The sequence below is a fragment of the Collinsella sp. AF23-4AC genome (assembly GCF_003462685.1).
Classification (GTDB): Bacteria; Actinomycetota; Coriobacteriia; order Coriobacteriales; family Coriobacteriaceae; genus Collinsella.
Genome location: NZ_QRVE01000010.1, coordinates 62,832 through 77,700, shown reverse-complemented (window position 1 = coordinate 77,700; position 14,869 = coordinate 62,832). Strand labels below are relative to the sequence as shown.

Sequence of the window (14,869 nt, the reverse complement as noted above, 5' to 3'; positions counted from 1 at the left end):
GAAGGCGATCCGGCCTCCCGCCCCGCGCTCCGGCGTTGGGTCGTCGCGTGCTCGTTACAGAAAAGCTGATAAGAAGTTTGTGTGCCGCCCCTTATGGGGCGGCACGTTTTTGTGGGGGCCGGTTGGGGCGGTGACGTTGCTTAGAGGGTACACTGGGTAGCGTTGGCTATTCGTTTCCTCTTGTGAGGTGTTGGTTATGGGTAAGAAGTCTCGGGCTCGGGTTGCTGCGGCGGGAACTCGCAAGGATCCTGGTCGTCGGGTTGCCGAGGGTAAAAAGGCCGATCGTGCTGAGAAGGACAAGAAAGTCGGCGCGCATGCTCATCCTGAGTGGGCGCCTCATTTGAATTCGGCTAGTGAGGATTTGACTGCCAAGTTGTTTACTCTGGTCGAGGTAATTTTGGGCGTGGTGCCCCTTGTGGTTATCGGTTTATTCTTAGCTTCGAAGGACGCCACGAGTGTCGATAAACTCACCGAGGTCTTTTCGCAGGAGCCCTCGATGGTGGTCACGTTTATTTCTGCGTGCTTGCAGCCGTTTGTGGCGTACATGCTGTATATGGTCTACCGCAAATACTGCGAGGGCGACGCTGGTTTCGTCGCCGGCAACCTGATCGGTCTTTTGTGCTCCGAGATCCTACTGCTCAATATCCCGGGCGTCATCGGTATGGGCATCTTGCTGTGGCGTGTCTGGCGCAACGTCGCCCCGCACTTTGAGAGCTGGCTGTTTGAGCGTCGCGTAATGGGCGTGCTGGTCGACATCGCGGGCTCACTCGTGATCCTAGTCCTGGCGTTTATGTGTGCCACCGCAGCTCGAGGTCTCGCGGGCATGTAATCTGCTTTCACCGGCTGCGGAGCGCGGGGCAACTGCTGGCTTTACCGCTCTGGGCGTCAGGCCCGCGGCGTATCCCTTTCCCTCTCGCTCACGGCTGCGCAGGGTCGCGCGAGGCAAAGGCATACGCCGCGGGCCTGACGACGCGGGCTTGCCAACGAGTTTTGACTCATAGAATGGTTTGTGTGCCGCCCCTTTGGGACGGCACTTTTTGTGTGGGTGGACAGTTAGTTCAGATACGTATAAATCGAGCTGCTTAATAGCTGGGTTTGGAGCCTTCGGACGCCTTTAGATGACCTGAAGCGCTTGATTTTGGGCTTTAAATGCCCGTTTTGAGGACCAAATAACGCTTAACTAAGCGTCTGAACGCTTCGTTAGGGGGTCTGATTTATACATATCTGAACTAACTGTCCAGGCTGCTTCGCTTGGGGCTGTCACGTTTTACTTGAGGTCCCGGTCTCTACAATTTTCGTCAAGCTTTTGGTTAGATTTTGGTCAGTTGGCGTAAGGGTGGAAGGCCAAAAGATTGCTGGCGAAAAAAGCTCAGAGAAAGTGCTGGTAGGGGAGTTGTTGAGCTTTTCGACAGCTTTTGAGCAAAAGAAACTTTGTGGCTATTGCCGGCGATTGCGTTGTCGCGGTCATGGCGGTGCGGGATGCTGGTCGTAAGCGTCGAATGCCCCGATTTTGGAGGCCAACATGGATCTGTTTCTTGAGACTCCGCAGCAACAAGCTGAGCGCATGCTGCGTCAGCAGCAACGACTCATGGAGATGCAAATGCAAGGGGTTGCCAACCAGGCGCCCGTGCAAAACGTCGTGCCCGCTGCTGTACCTGCAGCTGTGCCCGGGTGTGAATCGGCGCCAGAGGCCTATTCCGTACAGCAAGATTCATATGCGCAGGAGCTCGCGTTCGACAAACGCCGCGCGCGCCGCCGCCGTTTGGGCCAGCGCCTGCGCACATTGGCGATGATCGTGCTCATCCCGCTGGGGCTTGCGGCCATCTTTCTGGCGTCGTATGCCCTCACGTGCATCCTCAACGGCGCATCGCCCAACGAGGTGCTCCAACATCTAGCGGCCCTGGGTCAGCGCCTAGGTGACGTCATAACAACCATCCGCGCCGGCTGGGAGAGCTAGCGTTTTAGCGTCCGCGGCTCTAAGAGAAATTTGTCTGCAAGGCAGTGAGTGATCCGTGTGTGTGGCGGGGTAAGATTGATCACGGTTTTGATTGATAATCGATTAGGTTTGTTGGGCGGAATGTATGTCTGCTATTGATATTGTGCTTGTTGTGATCGCCTTGGTGGCGGTGGGGGTTGCTGTGGCCTGTGCCCTGCAGCTCAAGGGCCTTCGTGCCGAGTTGCGGGAGCGTGGCGACAGTAGCGCGGAAACGCTGGCAGCACTCGAGCAGGCCAACAACGCGCTCGATGCCCTGAACGTCGCGCTGGCTGAAACCCGCCGCACGGCCAATGCCATCGCGCAGCAGCAGACGACCGATGCGGCCGTGGAGCAGCAACGTTACCTGGCCATCGCACGCGAGTTCTCGCAAGCTGGTGACCGGATGGATGACCTGCGCCGTGAGACGGCCCAACAGCTCGGCGCCAATCGCGAGGGCATCGAGCATCGCCTGGACAAGGTGCGCGAGACGGTCGATGCTCAGCTGGGCGCCATCCGCAAAGACAACAACGTGCAGCTCGATCAGATGCGCGCGACGGTGGACGAGAAGCTCTCTCGCACGCTCAACGACCGTCTGTCTGCATCGTTTAAGCAGGTGAGCGACCAGCTCGAGGCCGTGTACAAGGGCCTGGGCGACATGCAATCTATCGCCACTGGCGTGGGCGACCTTAAGCGCGTGCTGGGTAACGTCAAGGCGCGCGGCATTTTGGGCGAGGTGCAGCTGGGCGCGATCCTGGCGGATATCCTCACACCCGATCAGTATCTGGAAAACGTTGCCACCAAGCCCGGCGCCTCGGAGCGTGTTGAGTTTGCCGTCAAGCTGCCGGTAGACGAGGGCGACCCCGTACTGCTGCCGATTGACTCCAAATTCCCGGGCGACGCGTACGAGCATCTGCTCGATGCCCAGGAGTCGGGCGACGCGGATGCCGTCGCCGCCGCGCGCAAGACGCTTGACACTATGGTCAAGCGTGAGGCAAAGGACATCAGCGAAAAGTATCTGAGCGTGCCCGTGACCACCAACTTTGGCATCATGTTCGTTCCGTTTGAGGGGCTGTACGCTGAGGTCGTCAGCCGCCCCGGGCTTATCGAGACCCTGGGCCGCGACTATCATGTCAACGTTGCCGGCCCTAGCACCATGGCGGCCATTCTCAACAGCCTGCAGATGAGTTACCAAACGTTTAAGCTGCAAAAACGCACCGACGATGTACTGCGCGTGCTCTCCGCTGTCAAGGCCGAGCTGCCGCGCTATCAAAAGGCGCTGCGCCGCGCCCAGCAGCAGATCGAGACCGCGGGCAAAACGGTCGAGGGCATCATTACCACGCGCACCAACGTCATGGAGCGCAAGCTCAAGGACATCGACGCGCTGGAAGACGCCGACCAAGCCGATGAGATCTTGGGGCTCACGCCCGCGGGCTTTCCCACAGACCAAGAAGACGAGGACTAATTGCAACAAGACGGCGGGGCGCCGGCGCAAACGCGGATGCCCCGCTGCTTTTCGCATCGTGCTTGCCTGAAGTGCGCTTCAATGTGCAACAATGGCGTTTCGCCCTATCAGACGCGAAAGGAAGCCCATGTCTCAGAGAAGCACCAGCCCGCTCAAACGCTCCACCGTGCGCCGCACGCTACAGCGTTTTTGGGACGTCACGCGCACGCAGCCGCTGATTGTCTTTCTCTCGGTGTTCTCGTCGGCGGGCTACATCTTTTTGCTGACGTTTGCCAATACCTATGTGATGGCCCTCATTGTCGACCGCGTTCAAGCCGGTCCCGTGGCGGGTGACCAGGTGTTTGAGGTCTTCAGTCCCTACATTCTGGCGCTCGTGTTCGTCAACCTGGTGGGCCAGATCCTCTCCAAGCTGCAGGACTACACCGTCTACAAGCTCGAGATCGCGGGCAACTATCACCTGGCGCGCCTGTGCTTCGACACACTCTCCAACCAATCCATGACATTCCATACCAGCCGCTTTGGCGGATCGCTTGTGAGCCAGACAAGCCGTTTTATGAGCGGCTACACCGGTCTGGTCGACGTGACGGTGTATTCGCTCATCCCCACCATCACCTCGGTCATCTGCACCGTGGCCGCACTCGCCCCGGTGGTGCCGACGTTTACCGTGATCCTGGTGTGCATCATGGTCGTCTACATCGCGTTTGTCTGGCTTATGTACAAGCGCATCATGCCGCTTTCGGCCGCGACGTCCGCCGCCCATAACAAGCTCTCGGGCGTGCTCTCCGACGCGGTCACGAACATCTTGGCCGTCAAGACCTGCGGGCGCGAGGACTTTGAACGCGATCTGTTCGACGCCGCCGATCGTGCCGCGCGCGACGCCGAGACGGTCTCGATGCACGCCATGATGCAGCGCAACTTTACGACCTCGGGCCTTATCGTCATCACCATGGCCGTGGTGAGTGTGTTCGTGGCGGGCGGCAACGCGTGGTTTGGCATCTCGGCCGGCTCGCTCGTCATGATCTTTACCTACACCTATAACCTCACCATGCGTCTGAACTACGTAAGCTCCATGATGCAGCGCATCAACCGCGCGCTCGGTGATGCGGCCGAGATGACGCGCGTGCTGGACGAGCCGCGTCTGGTGGCAGACGACGAGAACGCTCCCGAGCTTAAAGTGACCGAAGGTGCGATTGATTTTGAGCACCTGAGCTTTGCATATCGTGACGCCGCGGCGGGCGAGAACGTGTTCGACGACCTGACGCTTCACGTGGCGGCGGGCCAGCGCGTGGGCCTGGTGGGTAAATCGGGCTCGGGCAAGTCGACGCTCACCAAGCTGCTGTTGCGCTTGGACGATGTGCAGGGCGGCCGCGTGCTCGTGGACGGCCAGAACGTCTCGCGCTGCACGCAGCAGAGCCTGCGCCGCCAGGTTGCCTACGTGCCGCAGGAGGCGCTGCTGTTCCACCGCTCCATTCGCGAAAACATTGCCTACGGTCGTCCCAACGCCACTGATGAGCAGATTCGCGAGGCCGCGCGCCTGGCCAATGCCCTGGAGTTTATCGACCGCTTGCCCCGTGGCTTTGACACCATGGTAGGCGAGCGCGGCGTCAAGCTCTCGGGCGGCCAGCGTCAGCGCGTGGCTATCGCCCGTGCCATCCTAACCGACGCGCCGATTCTAGTGCTCGACGAGGCGACGTCTGCCCTCGACAGCGAGTCCGAGGCGCTGGTGCAGGAGGCGCTCGAAAACCTGATGCGCGGCCGCACCTCCATTGTGGTGGCGCATCGCCTGTCCACCGTGGCGGCGCTCGACCGCATCGTGGTGCTGGCGGATGGCGAGATCGTCGAGGACGGTACGCATGTGCAGCTCGTCGAGGCGGGCGGCGAGTACGCGAGCCTGTGGAGCCGTCAGACCGGCGCATTCTTGGAGGCGTAAACGTCTCGGACGTGGGACAATTGTGCCCATAAGTTTATTGTGCCGTTGAGCCGAGGAGTCGTTATGCCACGCGAGACCAATGCCGCCAAGCGCGAGCGCGCCATCGAGGTGTGTGAGCGCCTCAACCGTCGCTATGGCTCGGTCGAGTGCTTTTTGGACCACGAGAATCCCTTCCGCCTGCTGATCGCGGTGCTGCTTTCGGCGCAAACGACCGATGCGCAGGTCAACAAAGTGACGCCGTGGCTGTTTGCCCAGTGGCCCACGCCCGAGGCCATGGCCGGGGCGAGCGTAGCTGACGTGGCGGACACCATCAAGTCGCTCGGCTTCTACAAGAGCAAAGCCAAGCATGCCGTCGAGGCCGCGCAGATGATTGTCGCCGATTACGGCGGCGAGGTGCCGGCCGACATGAAGGAGCTCGTGAAGCTGCCGGGCGTGGGACGCAAGACGGCGAACATCGTGCTCAACGTGGGGTATGGCATCGTGGAGGGCATTGCAGTGGACACGCACGTCAACCGCATTGCGCACCGCCTGATGCTGAGTCCCAAGACGCATGCCAAGGAGCCGCTCAAGACCGAGCAGGATCTGCTCAAGATTTTGCCGCACGAGTATTGGGGGTCGGTCAACCATCAGTGGATCACCTTCGGTCGCGAGATCTGCGATGCCCGCAAACCCAAGTGTGACGAGTGCCCGCTGGCAGATTTGTGCCCCAGCGTGCGCGTAGCGGGGTAGGGCGGAACGCATCTTCGTCTGGCGTTTTTTGCGGGGCTGGGTTTGCCCTTGAGCCGGAGTCCTCTCCATGCGCTACCATGGCAGACAATGTATTTGACGTACGACCCGCCGAGCTTGCCCCGGCGGGCTTTTGGCGTTGCGATGCCGGAGGAACAGCATGCTCATTCACCGTATAGCCGCGCAGCTCTACACTGCCGAGGCACTGCAGACCGTCGAGGCCGGGCTCGATGCCGGCGAGGACGTGACGCTGGCCGTGTCGCAGTCGGGCCGAACGCTTATGGCCGCCGCCCAGTTTGCGCGCCGCCCGCGCCCCACGGTCTACATCGTGAGTGGCGAGGATGCGGCCGATCGTGCCGCGCGCAGCCTTGCCGCCTACGTGGGCCTGGCGCACGTGTGCCGTTTTCCCGAGCGCAAGGACTACCCCTGGCGCGAGCAGGCGCCCGACGACGCCGTGGTGGCGCAGCGCTGCGAGGCTCTGGGGCGCATCGTGCGCGGGGACAACTGCATCATGGTTGCCTCGGCCCGCGCGCTGCTGCGCTGCGTGCCGCCGGTCGAGAGCCACTACTGGGAGTCCACGACCTTTGCGGTGGGCGAGGAGATTCCTTTTGACGAGGTGCCGCATCGCCTGGTGGGCATGGGCTACACCAATGCCGGCGCCGCTGATGCGCCCGGTCTGTTCCGCATTCACGGCGACACCGTCGAGGTGTTCCCCGCACAAGAGAAAGCGCCCGTGCGCATTGAGTTCTTTGGCGACGAGATTGACCGCATCCGCCGCATGGTGAGCTCAACGGGGCAGACCATCGGCAACGAGGACAGTATCGAGATCTTCCCGTGCCGCGAGCTGGCGCTTACCGACGAGGCGGTCCACAACATGCATGTGGCGCTCTATCGCGCCAGCCAGGACGACAGCAAACTGGCGGCGCTGCTCGAGATGGTGGATGCGCGTATCGTCACGCCCGAGCTCGACCGCTTTTTGCCGGTGATGTACGGCCAGACCGTAAGCCCGCTGGCACACGTGAGCGGCAAGGCACTCGTGGTTCTGTCCGAGCCGCGCTCGCTGTTCGACGACTGCCTGCGCGCCTACGAGGATATTGAGACCCGTGCCGGCGAGGCAGGGATTGACCGCCTGGATGGTCTGTACGTGCGCGCCCAACAGCTCGATTTTGGTGCCCAGCAGCGCCTGAACTATGTGAGCCTCATCCGTGCCGGTGGTGCGGTGACGGCCGAGCTCAAGATTGAGCAGCCGGCCATCGCAGGCTCGGACAACCGTTTTATGACGCGCATCCAGGAGGTCGTGGGCAAGCGCTATGCCTGCGTGTTTGCCATCCCCGACCGCGGTGCGCGCGAGTCGATGGAGCTCACCTTTGGCGACGAGGGCATTACCTTTGAGGAATCGCTGACCGCGGCGCCCGAAAATGCCGGCGTTATCGGCGAGCGCGTGCGCGTGGCAGCGGCGGATTCCGCCGACCGTGCCGCGCGCCAGGAGGCCCATGCTTCCATTCGCGAGCGTAAGGCCGACGCGCTCAACGCCCGCTCGCTCGAGGCGGGCGCCGCGCAGGCTGCCGCCGGCGCCGCCGTGCCCACCATCTCGCGCGGGCGCGTGACCTTTGTGGACGCTGCCCTGCCGCAGGGCGTGGTGGTGCCCGACGCCAATTTGGCCGTGTTCTCGATCGCCGACCTCAACGCCCGCATGGATGCCAATCGCGCGCGCAGCCGCCGCAAGGTTGACATTACGCAGATCACCTTCCCGTTTAAGCCGGGCGACTACGTGGTGCACGCTACCCACGGCATCGCGCTCTTTAGCGAGATCGCGCGCCAGGAAGTGGGCGGCAAGGAGCGCGACTATTTTTTGCTGGAATATGCCGACGGCGACAAGCTCTACGTGCCGCTCGAGCAGGTCGACCGCATCACACGCTATGTTGGCCCCGACGGCGACAAGCCGCGTCTGACCAGGCTCAATACCGCCGACTGGACGCGTGCCACCAACAAGGCGCGCAAGAACGCCAAAAAGCTGGCGTTTGACCTAGTCGACCTGTATACGCGCCGCTCGTCGATTACCGGTATCGCCTGTCCGCCCGATACGCCCGAGCAGATCGAGATGGAGGAGAGCTTCCCCTACGACGAGACGCGCGACCAGCTGGAGGCTATCGCCGACATCAAGGCCGACATGGAGGCGCCCAAGCCCATGGACCGCCTGCTGTGCGGCGACGTGGGTTTCGGCAAGACCGAGGTCGCCCTGCGCGCGGCGTTTAAGTGCGTGGACTCCGGCCGTCAGGTCATGGTGCTCTGCCCCACGACCATTCTGGCCCAGCAGCACTACGAGACCTTCTTTGAGCGCTTTGCCCCGTTTGGCCTCGAGGTCGAGGTGCTCAGCCGCTTCCGCACGCCGGCGCAGCAGAAGCGCGCGCTCAAGGCGTTTGCCGAGGGCACGATTGATGTGCTCATCGGCACGCACCGCCTGCTTTCGGCCGATGTGAACCCCAAGAACCTGGGCCTGGTGATCATCGACGAGGAGCAGCGCTTTGGCGTGCAGCACAAGGAGCAGCTCAAGAACCTGCGCGAGCAAATCGACGTGCTCACACTCTCGGCAACGCCTATTCCGCGAACCATGCAGATGGCTACGAGCGGCGTGCGCGACATGAGCCTGATCACCACGCCGCCGACCGGGCGTCGTCCCGTTATTGTGCACGTGGGGGAGTACGACCCCGACGTGGTGAGTGCGGCGATTCGTCTGGAGGTGGGCCGCGGCGGACAGGTGTACTACGTGTCCAACCGCGTCAAGACCATCGACGACGCCGTGGCGCGCGTGCACGAGGCCGCGCCCGAGGCACGCGTGGGCGTGGCGCACGGCAAGATGAGCCCGCGCGAGGTCGAGGACGTGATGATTGAGTTCGCGACCAAAAAGATCGACGTGCTCATCGCCACGACCATCGTGGAGAGCGGCATCGACAACGCGACCGCCAACACGCTCATCATCGAGGATTCGCAGCGTCTGGGCCTGGCGCAGCTCTACCAGCTCAAGGGCCGCGTGGGCCGCTCAGCCACGCAGGCATACGCGTACTTTATGTTCCCCGGCGAGTTGCCGCTTACCGAGGAGGCCACGGCGCGCCTGACCGCACTTTCCGAGTTTCAGGATCTGGGCAGCGGCATGCGCATCGCCATGCGCGACCTGGAGATCCGTGGTGCCGGTTCGCTCATGGGTGCCGAGCAGCACGGTAACCTGTCGAGCGTGGGCTTCGACCTGTTTACGCAGATGCTGGGTCAGGCCGTGGCCGAGGCGCGCGGCGATGACGACGCCGGCGTGGAGGCGGCGAGCGTGGGTATTAACCTGCCGGCCGACTACTTCTTGTCCGAGGAGTACCTGCCGGCGGTGGACCAGCGCGTGCTCGTGTACCGTAAGCTCGCAGCGGCCGAGGACCTGGAGAGCATCGACGCGGTACAGGAAGAGACCGAGGTTGCGCACGGTGAGCTGCCGTTGGCGGGACTCAACCTGTTCAACCGCGCGCGCATTCGCATTCGCGGCGAGCGCCTGGGGCTCGAGAGCGTCACGCTCAGCGGCGGTCGCATTACGTTTTTGGGCGTCGACGTGCCCAAGAAGGTGGCCTTTGAGCTTAAGACCCGCTATGGCGCGGTGAACTTCCCCAAGAGCCGCAAGCTATCGGTGCCCTACAAGGCGGGCGCCGGTGCGGGCAGCGGCCTGGGTCGCGGCCTCGACGCCAACGACGGCACCGGCCCGGTGGCCGCGGCGCTCATGCTGCTGCAACAGCTGGGCGCTAGTGATGATGACTAGCGAGTCGACGCTGCAAACACCCCATTTGGGCACTCTGGTTCCATCGAAAGGAAAGCATGTTCGGATACATCTATAAGAAAGATGTCGCCATTATCGCGGTCGTCCTGTGCCTTTGTCTGTGCGTGGGCAGCTTCTTCGATTATCAGATCTCTAGCGCGCTGTTCAACATCGGCAGCATGTACGGTCGCTTTATCGAGGCCGCCGGCGAGCTGCCGTTCGAGCTGACGGCGAGCGTTGCGGGCGTTATGCTCGTGCGCGCGGTGCGTCCCGATTCCAGAGGGAGCAAATGGCTCGCCGTGCTCGGCGTCCTTGTCAACGTTGGCCTGGCCGGCTACGAGATCGTTTCGTCCCTGCGGGTCGGCGGCAAACTCGTCGCAGCTCAGTTGGTGCTGACGTTTGTGCTGGTCATCGCCGCCAATCTGATCGCCTACCGCCTCACACGCGACACCGATCCCGACGAGCTCACGCGCTGGGCGTTGATGGTGCTTGCCGTGTGGGTCGTTCAGGCCATTATCCTCAACGTGATCGTCAAGCCGCTGTGGTCGCGCCCGCGCATGCGCGTGATCGAGGTCACGCCGAGGCTCGATTTTCAGCCGTGGTGGGTGATCGGCAACCCCGACAAGTGGGCCTATATCGCCGCCGGCGTGATCAAGGACGGCTTTAAGTCGTTTGCGAGCGGACACACGGCGCACGCGGCGATCGGCCTTATGCTCGCCGGGCTTCCCGCGGCGGCCTTTAAGGAAAAGCCGTCGCGCCGCCGCGTGGTCTTTTGGGTCGCCGCAGTGGTCGCGGCGCTCGTCGCCTTTGGTCGCATCGTGATCGGAGCGCACTTTTTGAGTGACGTGAGCTGCGGCTTTGCCTTGGTGCTGGCGCTTGAGTGCCTTGCCGCGCGCATTGCCTATCCGGGCGGCGTACAATAGCCCCATCTGAATCATCGGGCTCGTGCCCGGCTAGAGAGGATTACCATGCTCGCGTTCAACAATGACTATTCTCACGGCGCACATCCGGCAGTGCTGCAGGCGCTCGTCGACACCAATATGGAGCCGCAGCCCGGCTACGGTACCGATGCACACACCGAGCGTGCCAAGCAGCTCATTCGTGAGGCCTGTCAGGCACCCGATGCCGACGTATTTTTCCTGGTAGGCGGCACACAGGCCAACGCGACGGTGATTGACATGCTGCTTGCGCCCTACGAGGGCGTCGTTGCAGCCGAGACCGGCCACGTTGCCTGCCACGAGGCGGGTGCCATCGAGTTTGGCGGCCACAAGGTGCTTACCATTCCCGGCTACGAGGGCAAGATGCATGCCGAGGATCTCGAGAACTATATCCAGGTGTTCTACGAAAACGAGAGCTACGAGCACACGGTGTTCCCGGGCGCCGTGTACGTGAGTCTATCGACCGAGTACGGCACGCTCTACTCCAAGGCCGAGCTCGCGGCGATTCATGCGGTATGCCAGAAGCGCGAGATTCCGCTGTTTGTGGATGGCGCCCGCCTGGCCTATGCGCTGGCGGCCGATGAGTGCGACATTACCCTGCCCGAGCTGGCGCAGCTGTGTGACGTGTTCTACATTGGCGGCACCAAGTGCGGCGCGCTTTGCGGCGAGGCCGTGGTGGTCTGCGGCATGCACGCCCCGGCACATCCCATTCCGCGTATTAAGCAGCATGGCGCGCTGCTGGCCAAGGGTCGCCTGACGGGTGTACAGTTTGAGGCGCTCTTTACCGATGGCCTGTATTTTGAGATTGGTCGCCAGGCGATTGAGACCGCTCAGGCGCTGCGTCGCGTGCTGCATGAACGCGGCTACCAGTTCTTCTTGGAGACGCCCACCAACCAGCAGTTTGTGATTTTGCCCAACGAGGACATGGCCCGCATTCGCGAGCACGCCTCGATCGAGTACTGGGAAAAGTACGACGAGACCCACACGGTGGTGCGTTTTTGCACCAGCTGGGCCACGACGCAGGAGGACATCGACGCGCTGGCGGCTGTCCTGTAGCCTGATGTAATGACGAGAGGCCGCCTTGCGCTGGGTTTGGCGCAAGGCGGCCTTTGCTTTTGAGGGGGAGGGGTTGTATGGCCGAGATGTCCGAGCCGACGATTCGCCTGGCGACGCCCGATGATGCGCCGGCGTTGCTTGCCATCTATGAGCCGTATGTGCGCCAGACGGCGATTACCTGCGAATACGAGGTGCCGAGCGTTGAGGAGTTCGCCGGGCGCATCGAGCGCACGCTCAAGCACTATCCGTATCTGGTGATGGAGCTGGACGGGCGTCCGGTAGGTTATGCCTATGTGAGTCCGCTCAACAGCCGCGAGGCCTATGACTGGTCGGTCGAGACGTCGATCTACCTGGCGCGCGACGTGCGCCACGGCGGGCTGGGTCGCAGACTGCACGATGCACTCAAGCAATGTCTGATCGCGATGGGCATCACCAACATGTGCGCGCTCATTGCCGTGCCGCACGACAAGGACGACGAGTATCTGACGCACAACAGTCAGGATTTCCATGCCCATATGGGCTACCGCCTGGTGGGCGCCTTTGACCGCTGCGCCCAAAAGTTCGGCCGCTGGTACGACATGTGTTGGATGGAGCTGGTCCTAGCCGAGCGCACACCCAACCAACCCAAGCCAACCTGGTTCCCCGACCTCCCCAAACCTACCATTTAGGGACAGGTTTATTTTGGCAGGTTTTATCTGGGCAAACGTTGAGGGCCGCCGCGAAGGATACGAAACCCTTCGCGGCGGCATTTGCGTTGGGCCGTTTGATTGATAGGTTCAACCTGCGGATGTAGCAAAACCCCAGATAAAACCGACCAAAATAAACCTGTCCCTTTTTGGCAGGTTAGCCGATGGGCTCGGTGTATTTGGCGCGGTCGGTGCGTTGGATGCGCTTGGAGACATGGAGCGGGCGGCCGTCGGTGTCGTAGACGTAGTCGGTGATCAGGATCAGTGCCTGTCCGCGCTCGACGTTGAGCAAAAACGCCTCGTTTTGCGAGGCAAAGCACACCTCAAAGGTCTTGTGCCCCTGTGCCGGCGCACGATGGAACTCCTGGCGCAACGTGGCATAGAGCGATCCGTTGATATCGCGATCGATGAGCGACTCAAAGCTTGGTGGCAGATAGGTGGTCTCCAGGCACAGCGGCGCATCGTCCAGATAACGCAGGCGGACAAGTTTGACGAGCTTGCTGCCCACGGCGGCATCAAAGAACTTAGCTATGCTGCCGCCCGCCTTGGTAAAGCCCGAGTCCACCGTGCGCGTGGTGGGCTTCATGCCCTGGCCTTCGACCTGCTTGGTATAGCTCGAAAACACCAGGTTGTTTTCGTGGAGCGCCGGCGTGTTAGCCACAAAGGCGCCGCGCCCGCGCTCGGTGCGAACCAGGCCCTCATCAACGAGCACCTTAAGGGCGTGGCGCACGGTGCTGCGCGACAGACCCGATTCGTCCATGAGTTCCATCTCGGACGGCAGCTTGTCTTCGCGTGCGTAGGTGCCGGCGGCGATGCGGTCGCGCAGCATGCCCGCCAAGCGCTCGTATTGGGCCAGTTTCTTTTTAGACGAAGCATTCATGCGATCAACCTGTATCTAACTTGTATTCGAGTCTAATCAAGCATGTATTCAATACAACAACAAAACCGCTGTTAGCTAGTTATCAAAAACCGCATCAGCAAAATTTCTAAGACAAATATAGCATACAACTAGTCGACATCACCAAAACATGTATGTAACTTGTATGCCATCAAGAGCATCAAACGAGAAGAAAGGCTGATGCACGATGACTACTCAGGAACAGGTTAAGGACGTCGTCTCCCAGGTTTTGGCTGACAAGGCAGACAAGGGCGGCATCAAGCGCGTCGTGTGGATTGGCGCCGGCGGATCCAACGGCGGCAACTATCCTGCCCAGTACTTTATGGAGCACGAGGCCACGCAGGTCGTGAGCTCCAGCTACACCAGCAACGAGTTCGTGCACGCCACCCCGGCCTACGTCAACGAGAACACCCTGGCCGTCGTCGTGTCCATGCGCGGCACCAAGGAGACCATCGTCGCCGCCCAGGTCGCCAAGGACCACGGCGCCAGCACCATCGCCATCTATGTTGACGAGTCCGGCCTCACCGAGGTCTGCGACTACAAGATCCAGTACGACAGCCTGGCCATCGACGAGTCCTGCATGGGCCGCACCAACTCCGCCGTCGTGACCATGATTGCTATGGAGCTTACGCAGCAGACCGAGGGCTATGCTGAGTACGAGACCGCCATGGCCGCCTTCGACCTGATTGATCCCATCTATCGCAAGGCCTTCGAGTACACCCGTCCGCTCGCTGCCAAGTGGGCCGAGCAGAACGCCGACAAGCCCTGCATCAACGTGATGGCTCAGGGTCCGCTCTTTGGTGCCGCCTACGTCTTTAGCATCTGCAACGTGCAGGAGATGCTGCAGATCGACTCCTGCACCATCAACACCTGCGACTTCTTCCACGGTCCCTTCGAGATCTTGGACAAGCGTACCTCGCTGTTCCAGCTCATCAGCGTCGGCCGCAGCCGCTGCAACGACGAGCGCGGCATCCGCTTCGTCAACCAGTACGGTGGCGAGCGCGTCTATCAGCTCGACGCCAAGGAGCTCGGCCTCAACGACATCAAGGACAGCGTGAGCGAGTACTTCAACCACCTGATCTTTGCGCCGATTCTCAACAACGTGTACATGCGTGCGCTCTCTGCCGTCACCCACAAGGACTACATGACGCGCCGCTACATGTGGAAGCTGGACTATTAAGGGATAGAGCGGCCTAACAGCTCGATGTCCTCATAAGTTGCGGTGGAATAGTTCCTGTTTGGGGGCGTGAAGCCTCTGTTTGAGAACTATTTCACCGCAACTGTTAGAGTGGCACTTGGGGACGTTCCCTTTCTGCCGGCAGTTGGGGGCACTCCTTGTTTCAAAAGTTTCCCGTTCGCCGATTTGTGCCTTGAAAAATGTATATAACGACTATAACGTAGCATGAAA

General features: G+C 61.5%; 11 protein-coding genes. 10 read left to right on the top strand and 1 reads right to left on the bottom strand.

The annotated features are described in order from the left end of the window. Window positions 1-196 precede the first annotated feature (196 nt). The 9 genes from DWY05_RS06745 (at window position 197) to DWY05_RS06705 (ending at window position 12,545) form a co-directional block, all read left to right on the top strand. A complete protein-coding gene (locus tag DWY05_RS06745; protein WP_117821092.1) occupies window positions 197-829 on the top strand; it encodes a hypothetical protein in 633 nt (210 codons plus the stop codon). Window positions 830-1,522: 693 nt separating this feature from the next. Next, the gene (locus DWY05_RS06740) at window positions 1,523-1,957 is read left to right on the top strand and encodes a hypothetical protein (protein ID WP_117735428.1); all 435 of its coding nucleotides are present in this window, start codon (window positions 1,523-1,525) and stop codon (window positions 1,955-1,957) included. 124 nt (window positions 1,958-2,081) lie between these two features. Further along, a complete protein-coding gene (gene rmuC, locus DWY05_RS06735; RefSeq protein WP_117821093.1) occupies window positions 2,082-3,437 on the top strand; it encodes a DNA recombination protein RmuC in 1,356 nt (451 codons plus the stop codon). 127 nt (window positions 3,438-3,564) lie between these two features. After that, window positions 3,565-5,367 (top strand): ABC transporter ATP-binding protein, encoded by a 1,803-nt coding sequence (locus tag DWY05_RS06730; RefSeq protein ID WP_117821094.1) that lies wholly within the window; start codon window positions 3,565-3,567, stop codon window positions 5,365-5,367. A 63-nt stretch (window positions 5,368-5,430) separates the two neighbouring features. Continuing rightward, window positions 5,431-6,096 carry an endonuclease III gene (nth, locus tag DWY05_RS06725; protein ID WP_117821095.1) on the top strand — a complete coding sequence of 222 codons (666 nt, stop codon included), beginning with the start codon at window positions 5,431-5,433 and terminating at the stop codon, window positions 6,094-6,096. A gap of 157 nt (window positions 6,097-6,253) precedes the next feature. Further along, on the top strand, window positions 6,254-9,886 hold the full coding sequence (gene mfd / locus DWY05_RS06720) for a transcription-repair coupling factor (protein ID WP_117821096.1): 3,633 nt from the start codon (window positions 6,254-6,256) through the stop codon (window positions 9,884-9,886). Between the two features lie 56 nt (window positions 9,887-9,942). Further along, a complete protein-coding gene (locus DWY05_RS06715) occupies window positions 9,943-10,806 on the top strand; it encodes a phosphatase PAP2 family protein (RefSeq protein ID WP_117821097.1) in 864 nt (287 codons plus the stop codon). A gap of 45 nt (window positions 10,807-10,851) precedes the next feature. Then, on the top strand, window positions 10,852-11,877 hold the full coding sequence (locus tag DWY05_RS06710) for a low specificity L-threonine aldolase (RefSeq protein ID WP_117821098.1): 1,026 nt from the start codon (window positions 10,852-10,854) through the stop codon (window positions 11,875-11,877). Window positions 11,878-11,954: 77 nt separating this feature from the next. Beyond that, window positions 11,955-12,545, top strand: coding sequence for a GNAT family N-acetyltransferase (locus DWY05_RS06705; RefSeq protein WP_117821099.1), 591 nt, complete (start codon window positions 11,955-11,957; stop codon window positions 12,543-12,545). A 175-nt stretch (window positions 12,546-12,720) separates the two neighbouring features. Here DWY05_RS06705 and DWY05_RS06700 read toward each other — a convergent pair whose 3' ends face one another. Beyond that, window positions 12,721-13,443: a GntR family transcriptional regulator gene (locus DWY05_RS06700; RefSeq protein ID WP_117821100.1), complete on the bottom strand. Its 723-nt coding sequence runs from the start codon at window positions 13,441-13,443 to the stop codon at window positions 12,721-12,723. A gap of 205 nt (window positions 13,444-13,648) precedes the next feature. Between DWY05_RS06700 and DWY05_RS06695 the strand changes: the two genes are divergently transcribed. After that, window positions 13,649-14,641 carry an SIS domain-containing protein gene (locus DWY05_RS06695; RefSeq protein WP_117821101.1) on the top strand — a complete coding sequence of 331 codons (993 nt, stop codon included), beginning with the start codon at window positions 13,649-13,651 and terminating at the stop codon, window positions 14,639-14,641. Window positions 14,642-14,869: the final 228 nt, after the last annotated feature.

What these genes read in the sequence shown, in the direction of transcription:
- DWY05_RS06745 (WP_117821092.1), top strand. Translation starts at nt 197, where the DNA reads ATGGGTAAGAAGTCTCGGGCTCGGGTTGCTGCGGCGGGAACTCGCAAG.
- DWY05_RS06740 (WP_117735428.1), top strand. Translation starts at nt 1,523, where the DNA reads ATGGATCTGTTTCTTGAGACTCCGCAGCAACAAGCTGAGCGCATGCTG.
- rmuC (WP_117821093.1), top strand. Translation starts at nt 2,082, where the DNA reads ATGTCTGCTATTGATATTGTGCTTGTTGTGATCGCCTTGGTGGCGGTG.
- DWY05_RS06730 (WP_117821094.1), top strand. Translation starts at nt 3,565, where the DNA reads ATGTCTCAGAGAAGCACCAGCCCGCTCAAACGCTCCACCGTGCGCCGC.
- nth (WP_117821095.1), top strand. Translation starts at nt 5,431, where the DNA reads ATGCCACGCGAGACCAATGCCGCCAAGCGCGAGCGCGCCATCGAGGTG.
- mfd (WP_117821096.1), top strand. Translation starts at nt 6,254, where the DNA reads ATGCTCATTCACCGTATAGCCGCGCAGCTCTACACTGCCGAGGCACTG.
- DWY05_RS06715 (WP_117821097.1), top strand. Translation starts at nt 9,943, where the DNA reads ATGTTCGGATACATCTATAAGAAAGATGTCGCCATTATCGCGGTCGTC.
- DWY05_RS06710 (WP_117821098.1), top strand. Translation starts at nt 10,852, where the DNA reads ATGCTCGCGTTCAACAATGACTATTCTCACGGCGCACATCCGGCAGTG.
- DWY05_RS06705 (WP_117821099.1), top strand. Translation starts at nt 11,955, where the DNA reads ATGGCCGAGATGTCCGAGCCGACGATTCGCCTGGCGACGCCCGATGAT.
- DWY05_RS06700 (WP_117821100.1), bottom strand. Translation starts at nt 13,443, where the DNA reads ATGAATGCTTCGTCTAAAAAGAAACTGGCCCAATACGAGCGCTTGGCG.
- DWY05_RS06695 (WP_117821101.1), top strand. Translation starts at nt 13,649, where the DNA reads ATGACTACTCAGGAACAGGTTAAGGACGTCGTCTCCCAGGTTTTGGCT.